General features: G+C 64.1%; 23 protein-coding genes and 3 tRNA genes. 7 read left to right on the forward strand and 19 right to left on the reverse strand.

Going from position 1 to position 25,936, the window contains the following annotated elements; all coding sequences use genetic code 11:
- Nucleotide 1: 1 nt before the first annotated feature.
- Entirely contained in the window at nt 2-442 is a 441-nt protein-coding gene (locus tag SB749_RS15485; protein ID WP_410711098.1) for a DUF1772 domain-containing protein, read from the reverse strand.
- 127 nt (nt 443-569) lie between these two features.
- Here SB749_RS15485 and SB749_RS15490 point away from each other — a divergent pair, with 127 nt between their 5' ends.
- Nucleotides 570-1,217 carry a MerR family transcriptional regulator gene (locus SB749_RS15490; protein WP_410711099.1) on the forward strand — a complete coding sequence of 216 codons (648 nt, stop codon included), beginning with the start codon at nt 570-572 and terminating at the stop codon, nt 1,215-1,217.
- On the opposite strand, the gene SB749_RS15495 is transcribed toward SB749_RS15490, so the two are convergent.
- The 3 genes from SB749_RS15495 to SB749_RS15505 all read right to left on the reverse strand — a co-directional run bounded on the left by SB749_RS15495 (nt 1,195) and on the right by SB749_RS15505 (nt 2,499).
- A complete protein-coding gene (locus tag SB749_RS15495) occupies nt 1,195-1,575 on the reverse strand; it encodes a hypothetical protein (RefSeq protein WP_410711100.1) in 381 nt (126 codons plus the stop codon). The genes SB749_RS15490 and SB749_RS15495 overlap by 23 nt on opposite strands.
- Nucleotides 1,572-2,036 carry a GNAT family N-acetyltransferase gene (locus SB749_RS15500; protein WP_410711101.1) on the reverse strand — a complete coding sequence of 155 codons (465 nt, stop codon included), beginning with the start codon at nt 2,034-2,036 and terminating at the stop codon, nt 1,572-1,574. Before SB749_RS15500 ends, SB749_RS15495 begins: the two co-directional genes overlap by 4 nt.
- Nucleotides 2,037-2,151: 115 nt before the next feature.
- Complete coding sequence (locus SB749_RS15505) at nt 2,152-2,499, reverse strand: MerR family transcriptional regulator (RefSeq protein ID WP_135808732.1); 348 nt, start codon at nt 2,497-2,499, stop codon at nt 2,152-2,154.
- A gap of 63 nt (nt 2,500-2,562) precedes the next feature.
- Here SB749_RS15505 and SB749_RS15510 point away from each other — a divergent pair, with 63 nt between their 5' ends.
- A complete protein-coding gene (locus tag SB749_RS15510; RefSeq protein ID WP_410711102.1) occupies nt 2,563-3,768 on the forward strand; it encodes an MFS transporter in 1,206 nt (401 codons plus the stop codon).
- A gap of 53 nt (nt 3,769-3,821) precedes the next feature.
- Here SB749_RS15510 and SB749_RS15515 read toward each other — a convergent pair.
- The 7 genes from SB749_RS15515 to SB749_RS15545 all read right to left on the reverse strand — a co-directional run bounded on the left by SB749_RS15515 (nt 3,822) and on the right by SB749_RS15545 (nt 11,081).
- A tRNA-Leu gene (locus SB749_RS15515) sits at nt 3,822-3,903 on the reverse strand.
- Between the two features lie 136 nt (nt 3,904-4,039).
- Nucleotides 4,040-4,513 (reverse strand): thioredoxin-dependent thiol peroxidase, encoded by a 474-nt coding sequence (bcp, locus tag SB749_RS15520; protein WP_135808734.1) that lies wholly within the window; start codon nt 4,511-4,513, stop codon nt 4,040-4,042.
- Between the two features lie 139 nt (nt 4,514-4,652).
- Nucleotides 4,653-6,422 (reverse strand): biotin carboxylase N-terminal domain-containing protein, encoded by a 1,770-nt coding sequence (locus SB749_RS15525; protein WP_410711103.1) that lies wholly within the window; start codon nt 6,420-6,422, stop codon nt 4,653-4,655.
- Nucleotides 6,423-6,425: 3 nt separating this feature from the next.
- The gene (locus SB749_RS15530) at nt 6,426-8,162 is read right to left on the reverse strand and encodes a carboxyltransferase domain-containing protein (protein WP_410711104.1); all 1,737 of its coding nucleotides are present in this window, start codon (nt 8,160-8,162) and stop codon (nt 6,426-6,428) included.
- Nucleotides 8,159-8,944, reverse strand: a complete 786-nt coding sequence (locus SB749_RS15535; RefSeq protein ID WP_410711348.1) for a putative hydro-lyase — start codon at nt 8,942-8,944, stop codon at nt 8,159-8,161. The genes SB749_RS15530 and SB749_RS15535 overlap by 4 nt, the downstream gene beginning before the upstream one ends.
- Nucleotides 8,945-8,988: 44 nt before the next feature.
- A complete protein-coding gene (locus tag SB749_RS15540; RefSeq protein WP_410711105.1) occupies nt 8,989-9,774 on the reverse strand; it encodes a LamB/YcsF family protein in 786 nt (261 codons plus the stop codon).
- A gap of 2 nt (nt 9,775-9,776) precedes the next feature.
- Nucleotides 9,777-11,081 (reverse strand): NRAMP family divalent metal transporter, encoded by a 1,305-nt coding sequence (locus SB749_RS15545; RefSeq protein ID WP_410711106.1) that lies wholly within the window; start codon nt 11,079-11,081, stop codon nt 9,777-9,779.
- 206 nt (nt 11,082-11,287) lie between these two features.
- Here SB749_RS15545 and SB749_RS15550 point away from each other — a divergent pair, with 206 nt between their 5' ends.
- Nucleotides 11,288-11,926, forward strand: a complete 639-nt coding sequence (locus tag SB749_RS15550) for a GntR family transcriptional regulator (protein WP_167197760.1) — start codon at nt 11,288-11,290, stop codon at nt 11,924-11,926.
- Between the two features lie 410 nt (nt 11,927-12,336).
- Here the strand turns inward: SB749_RS15550 and SB749_RS15555 are convergent, their stop codons facing one another.
- From SB749_RS15555 to SB749_RS15590, 8 genes are all read right to left on the reverse strand, one after another.
- Complete coding sequence (locus tag SB749_RS15555) at nt 12,337-13,530, reverse strand: alcohol dehydrogenase catalytic domain-containing protein (RefSeq protein ID WP_410711349.1); 1,194 nt, start codon at nt 13,528-13,530, stop codon at nt 12,337-12,339.
- A gap of 444 nt (nt 13,531-13,974) precedes the next feature.
- A complete protein-coding gene (gene nhaA / locus SB749_RS15560; protein WP_410711107.1) occupies nt 13,975-15,828 on the reverse strand; it encodes a Na+/H+ antiporter NhaA in 1,854 nt (617 codons plus the stop codon).
- A gap of 289 nt (nt 15,829-16,117) precedes the next feature.
- A tRNA-Lys gene (locus SB749_RS15565) sits at nt 16,118-16,190 on the reverse strand.
- 150 nt (nt 16,191-16,340) lie between these two features.
- Nucleotides 16,341-16,661 (reverse strand): GroES family chaperonin, encoded by a 321-nt coding sequence (locus SB749_RS15570; RefSeq protein ID WP_039209700.1) that lies wholly within the window; start codon nt 16,659-16,661, stop codon nt 16,341-16,343.
- The gene (locus SB749_RS15575) at nt 16,654-16,938 is read right to left on the reverse strand and encodes a DUF3618 domain-containing protein (RefSeq protein WP_062862037.1); all 285 of its coding nucleotides are present in this window, start codon (nt 16,936-16,938) and stop codon (nt 16,654-16,656) included. The genes SB749_RS15570 and SB749_RS15575 overlap by 8 nt, the downstream gene beginning before the upstream one ends.
- 96 nt (nt 16,939-17,034) lie before the next feature.
- The gene (locus SB749_RS15580; protein WP_410711108.1) at nt 17,035-17,757 is read right to left on the reverse strand and encodes an ASCH domain-containing protein; all 723 of its coding nucleotides are present in this window, start codon (nt 17,755-17,757) and stop codon (nt 17,035-17,037) included.
- A 6-nt stretch (nt 17,758-17,763) separates the two neighbouring features.
- Entirely contained in the window at nt 17,764-19,416 is a 1,653-nt protein-coding gene (locus tag SB749_RS15585; protein WP_410711109.1) for a hypothetical protein, read from the reverse strand.
- A 131-nt stretch (nt 19,417-19,547) separates the two neighbouring features.
- Complete coding sequence (locus SB749_RS15590; protein WP_410711110.1) at nt 19,548-21,218, reverse strand: hypothetical protein; 1,671 nt, start codon at nt 21,216-21,218, stop codon at nt 19,548-19,550.
- A 227-nt stretch (nt 21,219-21,445) separates the two neighbouring features.
- Here SB749_RS15590 and SB749_RS15595 point away from each other — a divergent pair.
- The 4 genes from SB749_RS15595 (at nt 21,446) to SB749_RS15610 (ending at nt 25,905) form a co-directional block, all read left to right on the forward strand.
- Nucleotides 21,446-21,518, forward strand: a tRNA-His gene (locus SB749_RS15595).
- A 138-nt stretch (nt 21,519-21,656) separates the two neighbouring features.
- On the forward strand, nt 21,657-22,502 hold the full coding sequence (locus SB749_RS15600) for a PfkB family carbohydrate kinase (protein WP_410711111.1): 846 nt from the start codon (nt 21,657-21,659) through the stop codon (nt 22,500-22,502).
- A gap of 109 nt (nt 22,503-22,611) precedes the next feature.
- Complete coding sequence (locus tag SB749_RS15605) at nt 22,612-23,529, forward strand: dihydrodipicolinate synthase family protein (RefSeq protein ID WP_410711112.1); 918 nt, start codon at nt 22,612-22,614, stop codon at nt 23,527-23,529.
- 177 nt (nt 23,530-23,706) lie between these two features.
- The gene (locus SB749_RS15610; RefSeq protein ID WP_410711113.1) at nt 23,707-25,905 is read left to right on the forward strand and encodes a choice-of-anchor I family protein; all 2,199 of its coding nucleotides are present in this window, start codon (nt 23,707-23,709) and stop codon (nt 25,903-25,905) included.
- Nucleotides 25,906-25,936: the final 31 nt, after the last annotated feature.

The raw sequence follows: 25,936 nt of genomic DNA on the forward strand, positions 1-25,936 counted from the left end.
CTCAGCCGAACCCGACGACTCCGACCGCCACCAGGACGAATCCGATCAGCTGCAGTGAAGCGCGCACGATCTGGAAGGCATCCCACCGTCTGCGCATGGCGATGAAGCCCTCGGAAGCGGTCTCCTCGGTGATCCGTCCCGTCCGGGAATTGATCGGGACGTTCCCGACGATCGTCACGACGAGAGCGACGCCGAGGCTGATTGCGGCCGAAACCAGCCATGTATTGGGCTCATCGATGGCAATGATGATGGCCAGCGCGGTCGCCGCGGTCATCCCCACCGGCATCACCCGGCCGAACGTCTTCAGCAGGCCCCTCTCCATGATCAGCTGATCGTCCGTCCTCAGCTGACGGATCACGGGATGAACCAAGGCGGCCGACCCGGATTCCGCTGAACCGACGAAGCCGGTGGCGAGGACCGCAGCCAATGTCAAGGCATCCATGGCCCCTCCTCTTAATAGGTAGCTGAACTATCGATAATAGATAGTAGAGGTATCTGCTAGGGTCGAGCAAGGAGGGAATGAGCACAGGCGCGCGGTTGCGGCGGCCGTAACAAGAAAAGGAGCTGGGTTGTCGGAGTCCGCGGAGAAGTCGGAGATGAGGATGGCGGAGCTCTCGCGCCGTTCGGAGCTCAGCGTGCCGACCATCAAGTACTACCTGCGCGAAGGACTGCTCAAGCCAGGACGGCGGACAAGCGTGAATCAAGCCGTCTATGATCGCACTCATCTCGAGCGGCTGCGCCTCATCAGGGCGCTGACGTCGGTGGCCGGACTGCCGTTGGCGAAGGCGCGAGCCGTCGTCGACGCGGTGAACGAGCCGTCCTCGGAAGTCGAAGCGATGGGCGTCACCCAGGACGCGCTCATCGGCGAGGCCGAGACGGACGATACAGCCGCCTCGGCGATACTCGACCGCGCGATCACCGCGCGAGGATGGCGCTGTGCGACCTCATCACCGGCCTATCGGGCGGCTGTGAAGGCGGTTGCCATGTTGACTGCGGAGAACCTGACTCCGATCCTCGACCGGCTCGACGCCTATGTCGAGGCCGCTGAAGACGTCGGTCGCACCGACCTCGACGCGATCAGCGACGCAGTCAGTCTGGAGGAGCGGATCCGCGGAGTCGTCCTCGGCAGCGTGCTGCGCCGACCGCTGCTCGAGGCGCTGGTCCTGCTCGCACAGCAGCTCTTCGCGCAGGACCTCACTCGGTCGGAAGAAAGCTGACCGGGAACAGCTCCGTCCTGGCGATGACGCGATTGCGTTCGGCGGCCCGCGCCTGACGTCGCTGATCTGCGAGGTAGGAATCGAGCGCTTCCGTGGATTCGAACCGATAGAACTGCACCTCGTTGGGACGCCCCTGAGCCCCGTCGCTCTTGGCACGATTGACGACGCGCCCTCCGTGCTCGGAGATGAGCGCGAGAACACCGTTCTCGTAGGCTGTCAGTGCCTCGGCCTGTCCTTCGCGCGCCCACAGCAGGCAGCACAACAGCACCTCGCGGTCAGCACCGGCGTTCGCTGAGCTTGCCTGTTCTTCCGGCTTCACCGAGCTCGGCCTCTCCTCACTCGGCAACTCCGTGCTCACGACTCCGTCGGCTTCGCGTCGTAGGTGAGCCAGTTCGTCTTCGCTGCGACATCGTCATAGAGCACCTGAGCCTGAGCGTTGTCGTCGGCGGTGATCCACCGGACCACCGAACAGCCTTCGGCCGCGGCGATCATCTGCAGCCGGGAGATCAAGGCACGGCCGACACCTCGGCCGCGCGCCTCGGGATCGGTGAAGAGATCGTCGAGCCAGATGCCGACGCTGCCTGTCGAGGGACGCGAGAAACGACGATAGTCGGCGATTCCGACGATCGATCCGTCCGCCTCGGCGACGAGTCCCTGGCACTCATGGGCGGAGTCGGTCAGCCACGACCACACGCGGGAGACGATCTCCTCAGATTCCTCGAGGTGGTAGAACTCCCGGTAGGCGCGAAAGAGCTCCTTCCACCGGGCCTCATCGGCGGGCGCTGTGGGGCGGACGGAGAGTGACTGGAAATCTGTCATGCGCGTATGACCTCTCTGTTTGCTGGCTGCTGCCCAAGGACGGAGTCTGCATTTCACAGTATGCCCATCAGGTGGCCCTGCAGCACTCTTCGGGCGAAATCCTTATTCGATCTTGTCAGCCCGCGCTGATGACTCGGCTGATGGCATCACGCGACTGAGTGAGAGACTCGATTGATGCTTCTATCCGCGCCCGTTCGCGTTCGAGATCGGCGACGGTGACCGAGCAGGTCGGTGCAAGCTGACCGGCCTTGTCCCTCAGGCAGGGGAGGACAGTGCGAATTGCGGCGGTGCTCATTCCGGCATCGAGCAGCTGGCGGATGTGTGTCGCGATTGCGACGTCTTGTTCGCTGTATTCGCGGTATCCCGAGGAATTGCGGGAGGGGACCAGAAGGTCCCTTTCTTCGTAATAGCGCAGCAATCGGGATGGAATGCCTGTTCGTTCGGCGACGTCAGAGATCCTCATCGTTTCGGCCTTTCTGCTTCAGCCACTTGCCTTCACATCGATGTGAAGGATCAGCCTATCAGTATGAATGTCGAACAAACAGCAAATGCATACCTCCTCAAACGGCCGATTCTCATCCTGGCGGGATTCGTCCTGTTGGTATTCTGCACCGGAACTGCTGAATACCTCGTTGCCGGTATCCTGCCGCAACTGGCCGCCGATCTGGACGTGAGCATCGCGACCGCCGGACAGACCGTTACCGCCTATGCGCTCGGAGTTGCGATCGGCGGCCCCATAGTGACCGTCTTGACAGCACAGTTCCCCCGCAAAGGACTCGCTCTCTGCCTGGGACTCTTCTTTGTGGCCGGCACGGTGGTGACAGTCCTGGCACCGACGTACGCCCTGGTTGTCATCGGTCGAGTGCTGTCCGCGTGCAGTCAGGCCACACTGTTCGCGATCGGGCTCACCGCGTCCGCAGAGATCATGGGACCCGGCCGGCAGGGTCAGGCGATTGCCATCGTCGGTTCCGGACTGACCGTCGCAACCGTGCTCGGCGTGCCGCTCGGGGCCCTGCTGGGCGGCAACACGAACTGGCGGATTCCGTTCGTCTTCGTGGCCGTCGCCGCAATCATCGGTGTGGGGCTGCTGGCAGCGGCGATGCCGCGTACTCCGGCCCCTGCGACCGGGGTCAGAGACGAGATTCGAACCCTCCTGCGAGGGCCGGTTCTGCTGGCCGTGGCGACGACGGTCATCGGTTTCGCCGGGGTGAGCATCGTCTTCACCTATCTGGTGCCGCTCCTCTCGGACATCAGCGGCATCACCGACGCCGCAATTCCCGGACTACTGTTGGCCTATGGGGTCGGAGGCTTCGTCGGTAACCTCATTGCCGGGCGTCTCGCCGATCTCTCACTCGGCAGAACCTTGGTGGGAGTGTTCTGCGCACTCATCATCACATTGTCCGCGTTCCCCCTGTTTGCAAGGCTCCCGGTGCCGATGATCGCCCTCGTTCTCCTCTTGGGCCTTTTGTCGACGGCGACCATTGCACCATTGCAATCGCTGGTGATGCGTCACACCGGTGCTGCGCCGACGCTGTCGCTGGCGGTCAACGTCGGAGCCTTCAACCTGGCGAATGCCATCGGCTCCACCCTCGGCGGCTTCACCGTTGCTGCAGGTCTTCTGCAGTGGGGCGGGTTCGGTGGCGCCGCATTCGCACTGTTCGGCCTCGTCCTCACTGCTCTGGCGCTGCGGGCTACCCCGCAATCAGAGTCTGAGCCGGCGGTCTCGGCATGAGGAAGGCCCCTGATCGGAGCTGAGGAGCTCACGGTCAGGGGCCAGTCGTGTCGTACGCGAGAGGGGACTTGAACCCCTACGTCCGAAGACACTGGAACCTAAATCCAGCGCGTCTACCAATTCCGCCACTCGCGCCGAAGCTGCCACAGACGCGGCCACAACGTCCTCAAGATTAGCAGGGGCGGCCCGAGTTGTTGAAAACTCGGACCGCCCCAGTGCTCACGTTGAGCACGGGCAGTTCAGACCGCCCGACGCCCACACGGCAGCCGACTCAGGCAGCGTCGATGCCGAGCTCCTTGCGCACGCGGGCGACGTGCCCGGTGGCCTTGACGTTGTACTGGGCGAGTTCGACCTTGCCCTCGGCATCGACGACGACGGTCGAGCGGATGACGCCCTGGACGACCTTGCCGTAGTTCTTCTTCTCGCCGAAGGCGCCCCACTCGGTCATCATCGTCTTGTCCTCATCGGAGAGGAGGTCGAAGTTGAGACCCTCCTTCTCGATGAACTGCTGCAGCTTCTCCGGCTTGTCCGGGGAGATGCCGACGACGGCGATTCCGGCGGCCTTGAGTGCCGACAGCGAGTCCCGGAAATCGCAGGCCTCGGTCGTGCAGCCCGGGGTCATAGCGGCGGGGTAGAAGTACACGACGACCCGCTGACCTCGGAAATCGCTGAGGCTGACGGACTTCCCGTCCTGGTTGACGAGGGTGAAATCCGGGGCGGTGTCGCCGACCGACAGACGTGACATGGATGCTCCTCCTGATTGGGGTGGTCTCCGTGATGGACAACCATTGCTGACCACCACTCTATTCCGTTGCCGAGCCCGATGCTCAGGCCGATGCAGACAGCCGCCTCGACCGATCCTTTCGCCGAGGCGGCTCGCCGTCTCAGTCGACCCGTGCGATGGCCTGCCCGACCGCTACGACGTCGCCGACCGCCGCGACCTGGCGCAGCGTTCCCGCGACCGGTGCTTCGACCCGGGTCTCCATCTTCATCGCAGAGAGCACCGCGACCTCGTCACCGGCCGCCACCTGTGCGCCATCCTCGACGAGGAAGTCCACAAGACTGCCCGGCACAGGTGCGGTGACATCTCCGGCACTCGCCGAGGCGGCTCCACCGTTTCCGGCGCCACCGGCCTCGCCGCCTTGACCCGTGCCGCCCTGACCGGTCCCACCGACCGAGCCGAGGGCAGCGACCAGTCCGGCGGGCAGTCCAATCGTGGTGAGCTTCCCATCGATCTCGATCGACATCCGCTGCATCTCGCCATCGGCGACCGGGGCCGGGCGGTCCTGAGTCTCGAAGCGCGGCAGCAGCTCGGCCTCGATCCACTGCGTGTGGATGCCGTCGACACCGTCGACGCCGAGACCGGTGAACGCCTCATCGGTGAGGATCGCCAGGGAGCACGGCACCACCGTGGCCGGACCCTCGACATGGAGTTCCTTCGCCGCTGTCACGGTGCGTGCGATCGCCTGCTCACGGTCGGGACCGTGGACGATGAGCTTCGCGAAGAGGGAATCGAAGGCCGGCTGCACGGTGTCACCGGCACGCACACCGGAATCCCAGCGCACGCCGAGGCCCCCGGGCACGTCGAGGACATCGATGCGTCCCGGAGTCGGCAGGAACCCGCGGCCGGGATCCTCGGCGTTGATGCGCAGCTCGATCGCATGACCGACCGGCTGCGGGGTCGACTCCAGCGACAGTCCCTGTCCGAAGGCGATGCGGAACTGTTCGGCGACGAGATCGACCCCTGAGGTCACCTCGGTGACGGGATGTTCGACCTGCAGTCGGGTGTTGACCTCGAGGAACGTCATGGTCCCATCGGCAGCGAGCAGGAACTCGACGGTGCCGGCACCGCGGTAGTCCACCTCGGCGCAGATGGCTTCGGCCGAACGGTGCAGGCGCTCACGCTGCTCATCCGTCAGTCCCGGGGCGGGTGCTTCCTCGATGAGCTTCTGATTGCGCCGCTGAGCGGAGCAGTCGCGGTCACCGACGGCCACGACCCGACCCTGACCGTCGCCGACGATCTGGACCTCGACATGGCGGGGACGCTCGAGGAACTTCTCGACGAAGCACTCGGGCCGACCGAAAGCCTCGACGGCCTCACGGGTCGCCGATTCGAAGGCACCGGCCACCTCGGTCAGCTCGTGGACGATCTTCATTCCGCGTCCGCCGCCACCGTGGGCGGCTTTGATGATGATCGGCAGTCCCGCCTCGGCGGCGAAGGACTCGACCTCGGCCGCGTTCTCCAGGGGACGGTCGATGCCCGGTGCCAGGGGAGCGCCGACCTTCTGCGCGAGCTGACGGGCCGTGACCTTGTCGCCGAGGGCCGTGATCGTGTCCGCGGTCGGACCGATCCAGATGAGGCCGGCGTCCTCGACGGCAGACGCGAAGTCGGCGTTCTCGGACAGGAATCCGTAACCGGGGTGGACGGCATCGGCACCGGCGGACTTCGCTGCGGAGAGGATCGCATCGATGTTGAGGTACGTGTCACCCGCTGTCGTCCCAGGCAGAGCGAACGCTTCGTCGGCGAACCGGGCATGCATGGCGTCGGCGTCCTGATCAGCGTAGACAGCCACCGAAGTGTGCCCGTGCTGGGCGCAGGCACGGATGATGCGGACGGCGATCTCGCCGCGGTTGGCGATGAGGATTCTCGACATTGTTCAGCCTTCGTTCTCGTTGGTGCGGGATCCTGCTGCGGTGCGGGACGCCTCGGCCGGGAGGGCGTTCGACGTCGGTCGGGCAGAGGTGGTGAAGCGCAGCTTCACGCCGGGAGGCAGCTGCGCGGCGAGGTCGACATCATCGACGCTGGCGATGATCGGATAGCCGCCGGTGAGCGGGTGGTCGGGTCCGAAGAGCACCGGCTGACCGTTCGGCGGAACCTGCAGGGCACCGGTGACCGCGCCTTCGCTGGGCAGCTCTCCGGTTCGGGCACGTTCGAGTGGAACCTCACCGTTCAGGCGCAGCCCGACCCGGTCGGATTCGTGGGTGACCGTCCACTCCTGTGACAGCAGAGTCTTGATCCCGGCTTCGGTGAACCAGTCCTCACGCGGTCCCAGCGTCACGCTCAGGGTCACGGTCTCACCCGCCTGCGGCAGGTCCCTTGGCTGCGTGGGATTGGGATCGACGAGGTGGGGCGCCGTCCGCGGATCGTGCACTTCCACCGTGGTGCCTTTGTCGACAGCAGCCGGACCGAGCCCGGCCAGGGTGTCGGCGGAGCTGCTGTCGAGAGCCGTCTCGACAGCGATTCCACCGCGCACGGCGAGGTAGCGGCGGACTCCGCGCTCGGTTGGTCCGAGCTCGAGTTCGTCCCCGTCGGCCAGGGCAAAGGCCTCGCCGAGGCGGGGCGTGAGCACCGTGCCATCGGCAGCGGTCACGGTGATCGCTCCGGTGGCCCCGGTGACAGCGGCGACGCCGTCACCCGTGGAGCGCAGGAGCACTGCGCCCCCGAAGCTCTCCAGGCCGGCAGCAGACTCGGCATTGCCGACGAGACGGTTGGCAGTCGTCAAGGCGGTGCGATCGGCGGCACCGGCGGCGGAGACTCCCATCGAAGCGAAACCGGGGCGACCGAGATCCTGGATGAGCAGCTGCAGCCCGGGACGCAGCACCTCGAGGGAGTGGGTGGCAGCAGCCGCCGAATCGGACGCCGAATCCGCTGCTGAATCCACCGCAGAATCCGACGCCGAACTTGCCGCACCTGGCGAACCTGCCGCACCTGACGAACCTGACCCCGCACTCGAGCCCGCGACCTCGACGGTCTCGCGCCCCGCCTCGGCGAATTTGACGATCGTGCCGGGGACGAACAGGGCCGGTGGTTCCCGTTCGAGATCCCACAGCTTCGCATCGGTGCGTCCGATGAGCTGCCAGCCGCCGGGGGAGGAGCGGGGGTAGACGCCGGTGAACTCGCCGGCCAATGCCACCGATCCCACGGGCACTCGCGTGCGTGGGGACGAGCGGCGGGGAACGTTGAAGAGCTCGTCGTCGCCGGCGAGGTAGCCGAAGCCGGGCGCGAACCCGGCGAACGCGACCTGCCAGGTCGCGACCTGGTGGCGTTTGATCACCTCGGTGGGGGAGACGGAGAGGAGGTCGGCCACCTCGGCGAGGTCGTCCCCGTCGTAGTGGACATCGATCGTCACCTCACGGGTCGCATCCGAGGCCGACTCGGTGCGCCCGAGTCCGCGCACCGCCTCGGCGAGGAACTCGGCGTCCGTGCGTGCGGGATCAAAACTGATCAGCACTGTTCGGGCGGCGGGGATGAGTTCGGTGACGCCGGGCAGATCGGCGGCTTCGAGGCTGTGGTGCAGCGCCATCGTCGCGCCCAGGTCCGCGCATTCGGCGAGGAGGTGGCGCCTGGATGCGGTATGGAAGGTCAGGGAGTCAGCCGGCGGTGTCGAGGTCATTGGCGGTAGGTGTCTTCCGGTTCGTCGGTGATGAACATCTTCCCCGGTGAGTGGGTGATCGCGAAAGGAATTCCCGAGGCCTGGATGGCTGCCTGCGGAGTGACTCCGCAGGCCCAGAAGACGGGAATGTCGCCGTCTTCGATGACCGGGGCGTCACCGAAATCCGGGGCATCGAGGTCCTCGATGCCGATCTGGGAGGGTTCGCCGATGTGGATCGGTGCACCGTGGACGGCGGGGAAGCGGTCGGTGATGCGCACAGCCTCGGCGACCTGGAAGGCCGGGATCGGGCGCATGGACACGACCATGTCGCCGCTGACCCGACCGGCCGGAAGGCAGGCCGTCGACGTGCGGTACATCGGCACGTTGCGACCGGCCCCCTGGTGGCGGATCGGGATGCCCGCCTCGGTCAGGCCGTTCTCGAAGGTGAACGAACAGCCGATGAGGAAGGACACGAGGTCCGGATGCTGCTCCCACACCTCGGTGGCATCGGTGACCTCGCCGGTCAGCGCGCCGTTCTCCCAGATCCGGTAGCCGGGAATGTCGGTGCGGATATCGCTGCCCGGAGCCAGTGCGGACGACAGCTGCCCGGGTTCGAGGACGTCGACGACCGGGCACGGCTTCGGGTTGCGTTGGGTGAACAGGAGGACGTCGAAAGCCCAGTCCGCGGGCACGGAGATGAGGTTGGCCTGGACGAGTCCCGGCGCCATCCCCGAGGTGGGGCCGTCGAATCCTTCCCGGATGCGGGCGCGGGCTTCCGCGCCGGCAGCCCGCATCGTGTCCATGGCGGTGGCGCCGGTGGTGGCAGTGGCGGTCGTGGTTGCAGCGCTCATTTGCCGACTCCGGCGAAGGCGGCGATCGTGACGCCTTCGGATTCGAGGAGATCACGGGCGGCCCGGGCCATGTCGATGGATCCCTGGCTGTCGCCGTGGAAGCAGATGGACTGCGCATCGACGTCGACGTGGCTGCCGTCGATGGCTTCGACCTGCCCGGTCTGGACGAGGCGCAGGACGCGGGAGGCTACGGCCTCTGGGTCGTGGAGGACCGCGTTCGGCTCCGACCGGGAGACCAGGGAACCGTCGGGGTTGTAGGACCGATCGGCGAAGGCCTCGGCGGCAACGGTCAGTCCCGCCTCGGCGGCGACGCGGTTGGCCACACTGCCCGCGAGTCCGAGGAAGACCAGCGAGTCATCGACGGCTTTGACGGCGTCGACGACGACCTTCGCCTGCGCCTCATCATGGACGATCGCGTTGTAGAGACCGCCGTGGGGTTTGACGTAGGAGACGGTTCCGCCGACGGCAGTGGTCAGGCCGATGAGCGCGCCGATCTGGTATTCGACCTGGGCCTGCAGGGTGGCAGCGGGAACGTCGAGGGCGCGGCGGCCGAAGCCCTCGTAGTCGTCGTATCCGGGATGGGCCCCGATGACGACTCCGCCCTTCGTGGCGGCCCCGACGGTGGCGCGGATGCCTTCCGGATTGCCCGCATGGAACCCGCAGGAGACGTTGGCGCTGGTGACGAGGCCGAGCATGGCGGCATCGTCGCTGACGACACGGTCGGGGACGTTCTCCCCGAGGTCAGAGTTGAGGTCGATTCTCAGTTCGCTGTTGACAGACAATGTCACCCTCCGATTCCGATCATGGCGAAGATGGGGCCGATGGACTGTGTGGCTGTGTACCACGTGACCAGTGTTGCCGCGGTGCCGATGATGAGCAACCACTTCGGGTACGAGTCAGTGCGCAGCAGGCGCGGCCTGAACCAGCCGATGTACATGAAGATCGTCAGACCGATCGGCAGGATGAGCCCGTTGAAGCCGCCGACGAAGACGAGCAGTGTGGCAGGTGCCGTGCCGAGGACGAGGTAGACGACGAGCGAGACGACGATGAAGGACACGGTCGCCAGCTGCAGCGGCCAACCGCCTTCGAGACGCTTGGAGAACGCCGAGAGGAACGTCGCCGAGGTATAGGCGGCGCCGATGACCGAGCTCAGTGCCGCGGCCCAGAAGATCGCTCCGAAGATGCGCATTCCCGCATCGCCGAGGACTGCGGCGAAGGCCTGGCCGGCGGGGTTGGCCACGCTCGAGTCGAGGTCGAGTGCGACGCCGGAGGCGACGACGCCGAGGATGGCGAGGAAGAGGACGTAGCGCATGATTCCGGTGACGAGGATCCCCGACAGAGCCGAGCGCATGACAGAACCGGCGTTCTCCGGTCCGGTCTTGCCCGAGTCGAGGTAGCGGTGGGCGCCGGAATAGGTGATGTAGCCGCCGACGGTGCCGCCGACGATCGTGGTCACGGTGGCGAAGTTGATGGTGTCGGGCGCGATCGACTGTCTGAGCGCCTCACCGACCGGCGGGTTCGAGACGATGGCGACGACACAGGTGAGGATGATCATTCCGACGCCGAGGACGAGGACGACGGCGTCGACGACCTTTCCGGCGCGTTTGAACAGGAAGATGCCGATCGCCAGGACGCCGGTGAGCAGTCCGCCGAGCTTCGGGTCGATGCCCAGCAGCGCATTGAGGCCAAGGCCGCCACCGGCGATGTTGCCGATGTTGAAGGCCAGTCCGCCGACGACGATGAGGACGGACAGGAGGATGCCCGAACCCGGCACGGCCGAGGAAGCCAGCTGTGCTGCGCGTTTGCCCGAGGAGGTCACCATCCGCCAGATATTGAGCTGGATGGCGATGTCGATGAGGATCGACGCGAAGATCGCGAAGGCGAAGGCCGCACCCATCTGAGCCGTGAATGTGGCTGTCTGGGTGATGAAGCCCGGACCGATCGCCGAGGTGGCCATGAGGAAGATGGCGCCGATGATCGCGCTGCGGCTGATCTTGGATCCGATTTCGCTCTTGGCATTGTCAAGGCCCGAGGCGCCCCCATCCGTAGAAGAGGATTCCGGCGGTTGGGATTCCGGTGCTTGTGACATGGGAGTCTCCGACTGTCTGGTGGTCAGTTGTTCCTTCGTGTGCGCCGATGGGGTGAGGACAGCGATGTCTGTGTCCTGGCGCACGTGAAGTGGTAAACAATCTAGCACTCATTGTTCAACAAACATAGACGGGAGTCACACTTTTCTTCGTCGCTTTGTCGACGGACGGATGGGAGTTCGGGGTGCTGTTTCAGTAGGATGGAGAGGTGAATCACGATTCGTCCCTGGTCAACAGGCTCACTGACCGCCTCATCGCTGGAGAGCTGCGCCCAGGTGAGCGGCTGTCCGAAACCGCGCTGGCGAAGGAATTCGATGTTTCGCGCAATACTCTGCGTGAGGCGTTCCGGGTCCTCGGGGAGCAGGGCCTGGTCACGCATATCCCGCACCGAGGCGTCTCAGTGGCGTCACCGAGCACCGCCGATGTCGTCGACATCTACCGGGTGCGCCATCATGTCGAGTGCTCGGTGCTCGAGCACGCCCCGCGCAATCACCCGAACGCGGTGAGGATGGAGGCGGCCGTCGAGGCTGCCGAGAAGTTCGCAGCCGAAGAGAACTGGCTGGAAGTCGGCACGGCGAACATGGGGTTCCACAATGCAGTCGTCTCGCTGTCGGACAGCAGGCGGTTGATGCGCTCGTTTGCCAATGTGCTCGCCGAGCTGCGCCTGGCCTTCCTCAAGGTTGAGGTCCTCGACTTCCTCCATGCGCCCTTCATTGAGCGCAACCGCGAGGTGGTCGAGATCTATCGCTCTGATGGGCCGGGGGCCGCCGCTGCTAGGCTTGCCGTCTACCTCGGGGATTCGGAGAGACAGGTTCTCGGTGCCTATGCCCGCGCCGGTCAGGACTGAATTGGGAAGCTGAGGCTCTTGAGTGCTATCGAACCGGATTCGATGACACCTCGAGCTGCGAACAGCGGTCGTTCTGAGGAGTCAGCTTGGACGTGCCTTTGAGCTTAGATGAGAAGGGGCCGTTGGAGACACCAAGGTAAGCCTGCTTACGAGTGTGCTGCCAGTAGTCTGGATCATCACTCCTTGAGCTCTTCGGAGTTGACCAGCTGGCCGATTGAAATCTGGCGGGTGGCAGAGTTGGCTCGCTAAGGTCACGACACCACCTAGCTTCGCGCGAAGACGTGTCAACCGATGTGAAGACAGACTGATCGGACAGTTAGTGCAGTTCGGGTGCCACCAAAGGTGGCACCCGAACCCGTTCTCAGATGTCGTTGAATGAAGCTTGCAACCCTCCTGGAGGGTGGATCAGGTCAGGCTGAGATGAGCCCGTGCGGATCGATGATGAACTTGTCCGAAACACCCTTATCAAAGCTTGCGTAGGCGTCTGGAGCATCGTCGAGACTGATGATCTTCGTGTTGAGCATGTCGCTGAGGTACGGCATGCGGTCCCAGAGAATGGCCATCATCAACTCGCGGTTGTAGTGCATGATCGGTGCCTGGCCGCCCGAGATTCGAGGTGACTTGATCCATGCTTTGCCGAAGTCGAGTGGGAAAGTTCCTTCCTGCTCTGCTTTCGACTCTGCAAGCGGATCGGGTCCGTACACTCCGATGATGCCAGTAGCCCCGCCAGGTCGGGTAGCGTCCATGACTTGATTGATCGCGTGCGCGGGATCCATATCTCCGGCCTCACGACCGATTCCATGTGCTTCCGAGCCGACGTAGTCCACCGCACAATCCACCATGGGCTCGCCTAGAATAGCTTCGATCTGATCGGTCAGAGGAACATCCTCGTTGAGGTCAATGGTCTCGCAGCCGTTCTGTTTCATCAGATCGAGGCGGTCCTTGTGGTAGTCGCCGACAATGATGCATGACGCTCCGAGGAGGCGAGCTGCCGCTGCCCCGCACCGGCCGACAGGTCCTGCACCGGCAATATAGACTGTCGAGCCTGGCTTGGCGCCGGCCTCCATGAGTCCGTGGAATGCAGTGGGAAGAATGTCTGATAACAGGGCCAAGTCGCGGATCTTCTCCATGGCCTGGTCCTTGTCTGGGAAGCGGAGCAGCTGAAAGTCGGCATAGGGCACAAACAGGTATTCCGCCTGTCCACCTTGCCAATTGCCGAGGTTGAACCCGTAGGCTGCGCAGGGGCCATCTGGATTCGTAGTCTCGCAGACTTCCGTCCTGCGCGCCCGGCAATTGCGACACCGGCCGCAAGCGACATTGAACGGCACCGAGACGAGATCGCCTTCCTTGAGGAAAGTGACGTCGGATCCGAGCTCAACTACCTGGCCTGTCATTTCGTGTCCCATGACCATGCCTTGGGGCACTGGGAAGGAGCCACGGAAGATGTGGAGGTCGCTTCCGCATATATTCGTAGCGACGATTTTCAAGATGACCCCGTGCGGTGCTTTTGCTCCGTCGGGCATCTCCAGTTTTGGGAAATCGAGATTTTCGACCTGCATGTCTTGCGGATTTGCGAACACTACTGCGCGATTGCCATCAGCCATTATTCTCGCATCCTTCCATAATTTTCCCATCCAGCTTTCTGCTGGAACTTGCATGCGAAAGCGTTTATTTTTCGCCTGCTGGTTCAGCCTAGTTGAATCGCCCCAGGGACAACAGAGGCAGGGAGATGGGAGGAAGGGGATTCTCTGTTGCCAGTGAAATACACCGACGAGTTCAAGGATCGTGCCGTCGAGCGCGTCGTCCGTGCCGAGGCCGATCTGGACGTCGCAAACGGGGCAAACACGCAATACGTGGTCGTGGCCTGGTGCAACAAGACCCGACTGCACCCAGCGACAGGGTGCCGCCCGCCACTCGAGGTCCATTCGGAGTGGATCAACCAGTCCGCGACAGAACCCGCGGCTGCCAAGGAGACCAGAATAGGAGCCTCTGTGAAACCCGCGGGTTGACAGGCCTCGGTAGTAGTCGCCGACCCCCTCACCATCCTTTCAGCTGGATACCTCCTGGGTACGTGTGCCGCGCCTCCTCGCTTCGAGCGCCGCAGTCAACGTCCGGGCGTCATAGTCGCCCAACAGGCGCCGACCTTCGACAAAGAACGTTGGGGTGGCATGAGCACCGCTGGCCTCGGCACTCACGAGGTCGCGGTTGACTCGTTGCGCGACATCCTCGCTGTCCATGTCTTGGATGAAGCGATCGACGTTCAGCCCGAGCTCTTCCGCATAGGCAAGGAGATGCTCCCGCTCGAGCGCGTCCTGGTGTGTGAATACGAAATCGAGCCATCGCCAGAACTCGCCTTGGTTTGCAGCTGCTTCAGACGCTTTTGCAGCCAATGGCCCGTGTGGGTGGTGGGGAAGATGTCGCACTACGTAACGAAGATCGTCGCCGAATTGCGCGCGCAGGTCCTCCCAGGAGCCAGTGGCGTGTGCACAGTACTCGCACTCGAAGTCGATATATTCGACCAGTGTCAGCTTGGCGTCCTGCGGGCCGCGAATGTGATCGACTTCGGGATCGACCGTAGGATCGAGCACCATCGGCAGATCTGCAGTCTCCTCACCCCAGCGCTTGGCAGCGATCTTGAAAATCAACCAGCCCAGGGCAACGGCGAGCACCATGGAGACCAGGACACCCACAGTCGCCTGTCTCCCAAGATCAGTTGTCGAGCCGAAGGCAAGTCCGATGACGAGCAGAGAGACGGTGAACCCGATGCCTGAAAGCGCTGCACCGCCGAAGACGCTGCCCATTCCCACCCCTTCTGGCGGTCGGCCAAGGCCCATCCGGACAGCCAGCAGAGTGGCAAAGCCAATTCCAAGAAGCTTACCGAGTACGAGGCCGGCAATGACTCCCCAGGTTACGGAAGAGCCGAGGGAATCAGCGAGCAATCCACCTCTGAGGTCGACGCCGGCATTGGCGAGTGCGAAGATCGGCACGACAAGCAGCGCAGTGGGCCAGCGAAGGACTTCGTGCATTCTCTCGTTCACCGAGATCCCCCGTGCGAGGCCGCGGTTGACACCGCGCGCCGAGGCGGCGCTGGGCGACTGCCAGAAGTCACGGAAAAGCTGGCGGGCAGCAACTACCTCGTGGCGCTGGGTAGGGTAGGCGGGGATGAGCAGCCCGGCTATCATGCCCGCGAGTGAAGCATGAACCCCGGAAGAGACAGTGGCGAACCACAGAACAATCACAATGATCACATAAGGCCCCGTAATCCACTGTCGTGAACGGCCAAGCGCCCACAAGCCGATGAGGCAGGCTAGAGCGATCAACAATGGGACAAACTTGATCTCATCGCTGTAGACAATGCCAATGATCGATACTGCCAGGAAGTCATCGACCACTGTCAGGGTGAGGAGGAAGACACGCAACTGACCTGACAGTCGTGGACCCACTATTGCCAAAGCGCCGAGCATGAACGCTGTATCCGTTCCGACGACAGCTCCCCATCCGCCAAGTCCGCTGCCGCCGGACAAGCTGACGACAACCGCATACACGAGAGCCGGGAGAGCGACGCCTGCGACGCCAGCTATCAAAGCGAGTTGAGCACGACTTCGATCGCGCAAAGATCCGTGCGCGAACTCTTGCCGCACCTCTAGTCCGACAACAAAGAAGAAGATCACCATGAGTCCGTCGTTGATCCAGTGGTGCAGAGTCATATGCATGCCCACGGGACCGACATCGAAGCCGACCTCCTGATGCCAGAGCGCGACATAGCTTTCAGATAACGGCGAGTTCGCCCACGCAAGCGCCAATACTGTGACCAGCGCCAGAAACATCGCCGATCCGGACTCTGTTCGTAGACTGCGTACGATTTGACCGAGACCTGGCTTACGGTCAGCGAAGTTCTGCATGGAGGGAGTCTATCTGAACTTGCTGTTGTATCTTCATACCGAGGCACCCGAGGACCAGTGGTTGTTCGGTAGTCCCTGGGCCTGGCTATCATGGAGTGGGGCCCCGAAGGTGGCGAAACTCAAGATGGGCTGCGAGGAGACGATCGGCTTCTCAGGGACCGAAAGCAGTGTCGAGGCTGACACGTCCAGTCCAGACCCACATCTTGGCCTACAGCCCACGATCTCTTCGCGGGAAAGAGAACAGAAAACCGCCATCCGGATGATCCGAATGGCGGTTCTCAGTTCTCTGTGCACCCCCCGGGACTTGAACCCGGAACCCACTGATTAAGAGTCAGTTGCTCTGCCAATTGAGCTAGAGGTGCGTGCCGCGCATGCCGCGCAACGAGAATTAATATTACTCAGGTGTCGGCCGATCATGCAAACCGAGATCGGCCCATATTCAATTTTGTGATGAAGGTCGCAAGCCCCAGGTCAGAGTCCCTTTCCGTGGGGCTGCGAACCCCAAAGGATCCCTACAGGTACATCCCGGAACTCGACTGTTCGGCCGGTTCGGAGATCGCGTGGACGTCGCGTTCGCGCAACAGCACATACGCGCGTCCCTCGAGCTCCACCTCGGCGAGTTCCTCGGGATCGTAGAGGACGGTGTCGCCGAGGTTGGCCTGCCTCACATGCGGGCCCGCTGCCACGACCTTGCCCCACACGAGGCGTCTGCCCATGCTGGCGGTGGCGGGAATGACGATGCCCGCCGAGGATTTGCGTTCCCCGGCTTCCGCGCTGGGTTCGAGCAGGATCCGGTCATGGAGCATCCGGATCGGTAGTGCGGCATCAGCCACGCTTGCGACCGGAGAGTCCGACGATGAGGGCGGCCACACCGAGGACGGCACCGGCACCGAGTGCGATGATCTCGGGCTTGGGGGAGCCGTCTTCCTCGACGACCTCGGACTTCGCCTTGTTGACTGCCCGCGTCGCCAGCACCTTCGGGTGGATGCGGCCGACGAGCTCGTCGATGTTCTCGGCGATGCGCTCCTCGCGCAGTCGGATCGACTCCGCGAGCTGCGCGGTTGTCGCCTGGTCGACGGTCACATCTGAGGTGTAGACGTTGTCAGTCATCGGGTCGAGTCCTCCCGGTCGAGAATGCTTTGCTGCGTCTGTGACCTTGTGCCACAGTGCTTCGCTGTCCAGCTTAGCGGCTGGGCACTGTGAGTGTCAGATATCGGCCGCGGTTCGACGGAATCTTACGATCTCGACGCTCGCGTCCGCAGGCATGGTCGGGTAGTGCCCGCGGAGATTGGCGAAATACCGCTCCAATCCACTCGGGCGGGTGAGGTCGAGATCCTCAGGTCGCAGTTCGTCGAGTCGCTTCACCATCACCGAGGCGACTTCCACGGGGAGCGTGCCATGCGCGGTGTTCTCGAAGTACGCCAGAGCCGGACCCGTGCGGTGGCCTTCGTTCCACCGCACCGTCAGTGTCTTCGTCCCGTCCGCGACGGCCTCGAAGTATCTAGCGTGGAACCTCAGCAGCCGTTTGGGATCAGAATCCGGATGTCGGTAGGAGTGGGGGAGCAGGGCGGGGATCGGGGCGATCGACGTCTGGCCAGTGGTGTTGTCGGGTACGACGACGAGCGCGTCGGGATGGAGGTCGAGGATGACCTGACGGCAGCGTCCGCACGGGGCCAGCACACCGCGGTTCCGGTCGCCGACCGTAGCGATCGTGACCAGTGGTCCGGCGTTCGCTGCCGCGGCGGCACCGATCACGACGAGTTCCGCGCAGGGTCCGCCGGTGAAGTGAAAGACGTTGACGCCGGTGTAGATGCGACCGGAGGTGTCCATCGCGGCAGCGGCAACGCTGTGGTTGTCATCGCTGCCGAGTCCGCTAACGAGCTGCTCGGCAGCGGCGATGACTCGCAGTTCGGAGTCGAATAGGTCCACGCGGCCTCATTCCTGTTTTCCGCGTCGTCCCATGAGGTAGATGATGAACCCGACCGCGGCCATACCGGAGGCGGCGAGGACGAAGATGGGCCAGGAGCTGACGATCGTGGAGATAATGGATTCGCCGAACGAGGTCGCCGGATTCTGATTGGCTCGCGGAGACGGCTGATCGCCACCTGTGATGAGGTCAGTATCGTCTTTGGGCGTCTGCTCATCGGGGTTGCGAGGCACGGGATCCGAATAGTCGGGGCGTTCTGCGCCCTCGTCATCTCCGGGCAGAAATTCGTCACCTGCGTTGCCGGGAATGGTTTCGCGTTCGTCGTCGGGGGATCCGTTGCCGGTCGCCGGGTCGGGGGTTGTGCCGTCGGCGTCGGAGGTGCCGACCGATGAGCCGGAACCGTTGTCGTCCGAATCCTTCTCGTCGTCCTTGCCGGAACCCGAGTCCGATCCCGAGCCGTCGGAGTCGCTGCTGCGAGAGCCGTCGGAACCTGAACCGGTGTCGGCGTCAGAATCACGGCCGTCGGAGTCCTTGTTGCCAGACATATTCGCACGGTCCTTCGACCCCGAATCCGAAGAGTTGCCGCCATCGGTCGAGGTAGAACTGTCGTCAGAGGCGTCGCTGTCCGAAGACGACCCGTCCTTGTCGGCTTCACTGCCGCTCGCTGAGCCGTCGTCGGAGGTGACCCCGCCCTTGCTGGCTGCCTTGCCGCCGCTCGCGTCGCTGTCGGCGGTGGCGCTGTCGGAAGAGGTTGCGCCATCGTCAGAAGCGGAGGAATCGTTGTCGGTCGTCCCGTTATCAGCACCGGAATTCGAGTCGTCCGAAGTGGAACCGTCCGGGTCGGTGGATGCGTCTGCCCCGCCTCCGGCATCATCAGGGTACGGTTGCCCATCGGTGACGACTATCTGGTTCTCGCCGTCGACCTTTTTGATTCCAAATTTCCACTTGGGCTGCGGCCCTTTGACGTCATCGAAGTTTTCGAAGCTTACTGGCTCTTTCTCTTTATCGTCGGGGTCGACGATCTCGCCGTTTTCATTGAACATCAGGGTATTCGGGACAGAAGCTTGTGCGGTCGCTTCGGCGACGGACTGTCCGCTGTCGTCAGTGTCCGAGCCGTTCGCGGTCGAATCCGCGGAATCGGTGTCGGACGACTGTGCCGGAATGCGCTTCATTGCCTGTTTGGGGGCTTTGAAAGGCTTTCCGACCCAGCTTTTCGGCAGGGTTCCGGGCTTATTGTCGTTCGGCTTGACCGAAAGCTCGTGGCCGATCATCTTCCAATCGGCGGTGAGTGCACCGTCGATCGCGCACGGTTTGGCCGAGGTCCACTTTGGATCCGCGCAGGCCTTGTCACCTTCTTCATCAGGACCGGGATCCGGATCAGAGTTGTCGTCGGCGTCGACCTCGATGATTCCGTTATCGGCACCGCTCGAATCCGCGTCGGCACCGTCTGTGCCGTCTGCCGTCGACCCTCCATCATCGCCGGCAGATGAATCGGCTCCGGCGGGAGCGCCGGCCTCGGCGCTCGCACTGGCTTCGGCCGTGGGACTGGGACTCGGTTGGGCGAATGCAGGAGTGAATGTCGCCGAGATCGGTAGTGCTGCCAGGGCAAGCGCGGAGCCGATTGCGGCGGCTCTGCGGCTGAACCTGTGTGAGACTGGCACTACGTTCCTTCGCGGTGGGGATTCCGACTTCATTGGGTCAAGGGGACATGACGTTCAGACACATCGGGCACCATCTTAATGTCTCGGCCAGATGTGTTAAAGCCGTAGGCGTGTTTCGCCGTGGCGCGTAATCAGCGATCCTGTGTTTCGGACTTCTTCGGATAGGCCCGAACGGTCGAATCATCGCCGAGCACCAGGGCGCTGTTGCCCTTGTCGACGACCGCAAGCAGATCGGTATCCGTCTTGAACGCCTGTTTGCCGGCGAGCAGGCACGAGGTGTTCGTGTCCATCGTGCAGGGGACGATGGTTCCGCGCGGTTCGGAGAGATGGATGTCACGACTGGAGACATCCATGAGCAGCAGGCCCGACTTCAGGTCGAAGAGGTACGGGCCGATATAGGCGCGTTCTCCGGCCTGTCCGCGCACCCAGGACTTCTCACCGACGATGTCGGTCGTTGTGGTCACGGTCGAGAGGATCGACCCGTCCTCAAGGGAGTGGACGACGAGCTGAATCCTGTGTCCCGAGTTCGTCGAGGCACCCTGTTCGCCCCACAGTGTGATCGCCTTGCCGTGGCCGGCCGAAATCCAGTCGATGATCTTCAGTTCGTCGCCAGGGCTTTCGAGATCGATGCTGCGTTCGTCGCCGGACTTGATGTTCTTCGCCGTGACCGGACCATTCCAGTCCGAACTGAAGAGCTCATCGTCGTCGATGGCCATCGGTGTCGAACCCGCCTGCGGGGTGGGGACGTTCTCCAGGCCATCGGCACTGAAGGTCGAGAGCTTGTTGCCCGATTTGATGAGCACGCTCTTGCCGGCCGAGGTGATGCGGGCCTTCTCCGGCAGCTGGTAGCTCTTCGGCTCCGACTCGCCGTCGAAGAGTGCCTCGGCGGTGTCGCCCGCCTGCCACAGCAGAGCCGGGCGCCCGTCGATGACGGTGTCGACGGCGAAGGTCGGGGACTGATCGATCTTCGTCTTGTACCGAGTCTTGCCGGTGTCGGCGTCGAGGACTTCGAGGCGGCCGTCGTTGACGAGGAGCACGCCGCGATCGGAGGCTGTCACCGAGGCGCGCTTGGGCACCTCGGCTTCCCACGTGGGGGAATTGTCGTAGCTGGGGACAATGTCCTGAGTCTTGTCGACGGAGAGCTCGGAGGCGGGGTTGACCTGCTGCTCCGAACCGATCGTCTGCGGGGTGTCGGGGGAGTCGACGGGGACGATATTGGGAACGACGAATGCGCCGATCATGAGGATCGCCAGACCGATGAGCACGAGCCCGGGAACGGTGATCTTCTTCAGCCGCTGCGGGCGGTTGCGAGCCGATCGTCTGCGCACCGGTGTCTTCTTCACCGTCGGCGCGGCCGGTGTGGCTGGTCCGGAGAACGGCGTACCCATCGGGTAGGCCTCGCCGTTCGAGCCTGATGAGTCGTCTTGGGCTGCGAAGCCGTTCTGTCCGCTGGCGGTCCGGCCGTTCGCGTTCTCGCTGTCTGTGCTCTGGTCGGCGTTCTCCGAATCTCCGGTCGGCTCAGCCGACCCATCCGGGGACGGAGCGTTCGACGATTCGTCCGCGACCTCCTCGGCGCCGGTGTCATATGTGGGAACCGCCCCGACTCGGCCATTCTCATCGATGCCGATCTCGGTCGTCTTCGTGCCGTCGTCGATCGTCACGGTCAGGGGAGTCGCGGTCTCCTTGGCATAGTCGCCGAGGTAGGAGATGGCCTGTCCGGTGTCCGAATAGCGACTCGTCGCCCCGTTGAGGGTGGTGTAGGTGAACCCGTCATCGGAGACGGAGATCAACGCACGAGGCATGTACAGGGTTCCTTGACAGCTATCGAGGGCAGGGCCGAGTCAATACTAATGAATGTCGAGGGTCGCTCCTACCAGTTTTCCGAAACCGTTATAGATCGCTACTGAATCGTTGCATGTAATGAGATCTGCGTCTCATCGGGAAACGTGGGCGGTTCTGGTTTGCCCGGGTCAAGCGGGTGCGGTTAAGATGTATCTTGCTGTCTGCGCCTGATGGTGCAGCGCATGTGGTGGGTATAGCTCAGCTGGTAGAGCGCCGCGTTGTGGTCGCGGATGTCGCGGGTTCAAGTCCCGTTACTCACCCCGATCGGGAAGCCCCGTGATCTGTGCAGATGGATCACGGGGCTTCTCTCATGTCCGCCGTGTGCCCATGTTTTGCCCACACCCGCCCGACCCCGATCGTCGACAGCCTGCTTTCTCTCGATCGTCGATAATGGGGCCATGACCATCGACTGCTCCCTGACGGTCGTCGGCAGCATCAACGCCGATATCACCGCCACCACTTCCCGACTTCCCGCCGCCGGCGAGACCGTGGGAGGAGGCAGACTGTCCCGTTCTCCCGGCGGTAAGGGGGCGAACCAGGCCGCCGCTGCCGCCCGCCTCGGTGCGCGGACCCGCATGATCGGTGCGGTCGGCACCGACTCCGACGGCCGTGCGATGCTCGACGCCCTTCGCTCTGCCGGCGTCCTAACCGATGACATCGCCGAGGCGACCGCCGAGACCGGGACCGCGCTCATCATGGTCGACGCCCACGGTGAGAATCAGATCGCCGTCTGCGAAGGAGCGAATGCCGAGGTCAGCCTCGACGGAATCGAATTCGGTGCCGACGAGGCCGTGCTCACCCAACTCGAGATCTCCCTCGACCTCATTGTCGAGCTCGCCGACCGCGTGCCCGGGTTCCTCGCCGTCAATGCGGCTCCCGCCCTTTCGCTGCCCGCCGAGGTGGTCGACCGTGCCGACCTCATCATCGTCAACGAATACGAGTACTCCCAGCTGCCGCAGCTGCAGACCGCGCAACTCGTGGCCGTCACCTACGGGGCGGAAGGGTCGGCGCTGCTGCGGAGAGGTGAGCAGATCGCCTTCGCCGAGGCGGTCCCCGCGAACCCCGTGAGCACAGTCGGTGCCGGAGACGCCTACTGCGCGGCGCTGACCATCGGCCTGACCAGCGGACTCGAACCGGAGCTCGCACTGAGGGCGGCCAACGCCGTGGGTGCGGCGGCCGTGGAAGTCGCCTCGGCGCAGCCGGAGTTCGACCCGTTCGAGACGTACCTGCCTACACTCGACTGACCTGGCAGACTGGCCCCAGGCCGCCCATATCTGCCGCAGCCACTTGAGGCTCGTCGTCGCCACCGGAGGTTCGCGCCATCGGTGGTCCACGTCCACCCGAGGAGGATCATTGACGAACACCCCCGACCCGTCCCTGTTCACCGGGCTGAGTGCCTTTCCGCTGACCCCGTTGAAAGATGATTCCCTCGACGAGGATGCCTTCGTCGGACTCATCGAACGCCTCGTCCTCGCCGGAGTCGACTCCATCACGGCGCTCGGATCGACCGGTTCGTACGCCTACCTCGACACCGACGAACGTGCCCGGGTGGCGCAGCTGAGCGTCGAATCCTCCCTCGACATCCCCGTCTTCATCGGAGTCGGGGCACTGCGGACGAGAGACGTTCTGGCCAATGTCGCCTCCGCCGAAGCCGCCGGAGCGCAGGGACTGCTGTTGGCACCGGTGAGCTATCAGCCGCTGACCGAGGACGAAGTGTTCGCACTCTTCCGCACGGTCACCGAGTCCACCGACCTGCCCGTCGTCGTCTACGACAACCCCGGTACCACGCACTTCACGTTCACCACAGAGCTCTACTCGCGTCTGGCCGCACTCGAGGGTGTGGCCTCGATCAAGATCCCCGGAGCACCTGCCTCGCCTGCCGGATGGGACGAACGCATCGGCGAGATCCGTGCCGCCATCGGCAGCGAGGTGACGATCGGCATCTCCGGCGATGCCCATGGTGCCGAGGGCCTCATCGCCCGCTGTGATGCCTGGTACACGGCGGTCGGCGGCACCATCCCTGAGCCGATGCTCGAGATCACGCGGGCCGCGGAACTCGGCAATGAGCAGCTCGCCCGCGAACTCTCGGCCGAGCTGCAGCCGCTGTGGGATCTGTTCACCGAGTTCGGCGGAAGCCTGCGCGTGACCGCTGCCATCGCCGAACATCTCGGGCTCGTGGGTGCAGACAGCCTGCCCCTGCCGGTCCGCGATCTCAATGCCGCGGCGAAGCGCAAGGTCGCCGAGGTGGCCGAGAGCCTCGACTTCGCCTGAGCTCACCCCTGCCTCCCACTCCGACACCCCGCCGTTCACTCCGAACTGCACCGGTTCGGGGTGAACGAGTTCACCATCCGTCCATCTGCGGTTCGGAAGCGGTCCATTCCGGGTGCCTATGAATAGGTGTTTGCGGGTTCAGTCGGCCCGCGACACCCAATCGATCCCGGAGAACCGATGACGATCCCACTGTCCGCGAAGACGCTCACGGCCTCGGCGGCCGCCCTCCTGTTGGCCACCGGTTTCACAGTCGGCGGCACGGCACCAGGCACGAGCACCGCTCACGCCGCAGAAGTGGACGATCCGATCAGCTCCTCGGCTTCGGACGCACAGATCGAGATGGGCTTCCTCGGATCCCACGAGACCGGACAGTTCGACGAATCCGCCGCCGAGATCACCGCCGTCCACGGCGATACCGTCTTCACCGTCAATGCGCAGGCGGCCACCGTCGACGTCATCGACGCCTCAGACCCGACGAACCCGCAGAAGGTCTCCGAGATCACCGGCACCGGGGTGGCGAATTCGATCTCCATCCGCGAAGACGGCCTCGGCGTCATCGCCCTCGAGGACGAGGACAAGACGCAGCCGGGCACCGTGATGTTCTTCGACGCGAACAACCCCGAGGCGGACATCCTCGGCGAGGTTCCCGTCGGGTCCCTGCCCGACATGGTCACCGTCACCCCGGACGGCGCCCACGCCCTGGTCGCGAACGAGGGCGAACCGGCCGATGATTTCTCGACCGATCCCGAAGGGTCGGTGTCCGTCATCGACCTCCCCACCGAGGTGGCCGCGCCGTCGGACTCGGACGTGCACACTGCGGACTTCCACGAGTTCGAGGATGGCGGAGCGAAGACCCTGCCCGAGGATGTGCGGATCTTCGGACCGACACCCGAAGAGGACCTGCCGATCTCGCGCAATCTCGAACCCGAGTACATCACCGTCGCCGGTGACAAGGCCTACGCGACCCTGCAGGAGGCCAACGCGATCGCGGTCGTCGACATCGCCTCGGCGTCTGTCGAGGAGATCCTCCCGTTGGGTCTCAAAGATCATGGCCAGGCCGGCAACGGACTCGATGCGTCGGACCGGGATCCCGAGGATGCTCCGACCGTGAACATCACGGAATACGAGGGACTCAAGGGCGCCTATATGCCCGATACGATCTCGACGTTCACCTCCGGCGGCACCGACTACCTCGTGACCGCGAACGAAGGCGACTCCCGCGAATGGGGTGACTTCGTCGATGCGGCCAGGGTCAAGGACCTCGGCGAGGACGGCCTCGCGCCGGTCTGCGAGACCTCGCCGCTGGCGGACAAGCTCGGCGACGAGGACCTCGGACGGCTGAACATCATCACCGATCTGGGTCTGAACGACGCCGGAGACTGCTATGAGGATCTCGTGGCCTTCGGCGCACGTTCGTTCTCCGTGTGGACGACCGACGGGAAGCTCGTCGCCGATTCCGGGGACGAGTTCGAGAAGCTGACCGCCGAGGCGGTGCCCGAGTTCTTCAACTCCAACCATTCTGAGTCGAATCTCGAAGGGCGCAGCGATGACAAGGGCCCCGAGCCCGAGGCGCTGACCATCGGTCAGGTGGGGGAGACGACCTACGCGTTCGTCGGCTTCGAACGCATCGGCGGAATCGCGGCCTTCGACCTCAGCGACCCGGGCGCCCCGAAGTTCGTGACCTACTCCAACAATCGGGACTTCTCGGTCTCCGTCGAAGACGAGATCGAGGACGCCGCTGATCCTTCTGCGCTGCTCTCGAGCGCTGGAGACCTGGGACCCGAGGGCATCACCTTCCTCGGTGCCGATGAGTCACCGACGGGTGAGGCTGCGCTCGTCGTCGGCAATGAGGTCTCGGGAACGACGAGCCTCTACTCCGTGGCCGATCTCGCGAACGGCGGAGACGACGGCGATGAAAACGCCGGTGCCGATGGTGCGGGTGGCGATGAGGATGCCGGCACTGATCAGGACGCCGGTGCCGACGACAACGCGGGTGCCGACGACAACGCGAACGAGGATGCTCAGGCCGACGCAGCCGGCAGCGAATCCGACTCCGAGGCCGGTGCGAACGACACTGCTGAGGCCGATGCGGGCAGCGAATCAGATTCGGGCAGCGATTCGGGAACCGGCGCCGGAAGCGACCCGGCAGCCAACTCGAACGCAGGCTCCAGCGCCGATCCTGATGCAGCTTCGGACTCAAGCGCCTCCGAGGCGGGCTCGAGCGCAGACGGCTCCGAAGCTTCCAGCGACGCCGACGGCGACCCGCTGCCGCGCACCGGTGCCGACCTCGGTCAGTACCTCATCCTCGGCGGCATCGCTGTCGGCCTCATCGCCATCGGCACTGCCGCCTTCTTCCTCACCCGCCGCCGCAGCTGACACCCAACCACACACGACTGTCGACCGCTCA

Origin of the sequence: Brevibacterium sp. SIMBA_078, from assembly GCF_046534565.1 — a bacterium.
GTDB lineage: Bacteria > Actinomycetota > Actinomycetes > Actinomycetales > Brevibacteriaceae > Brevibacterium.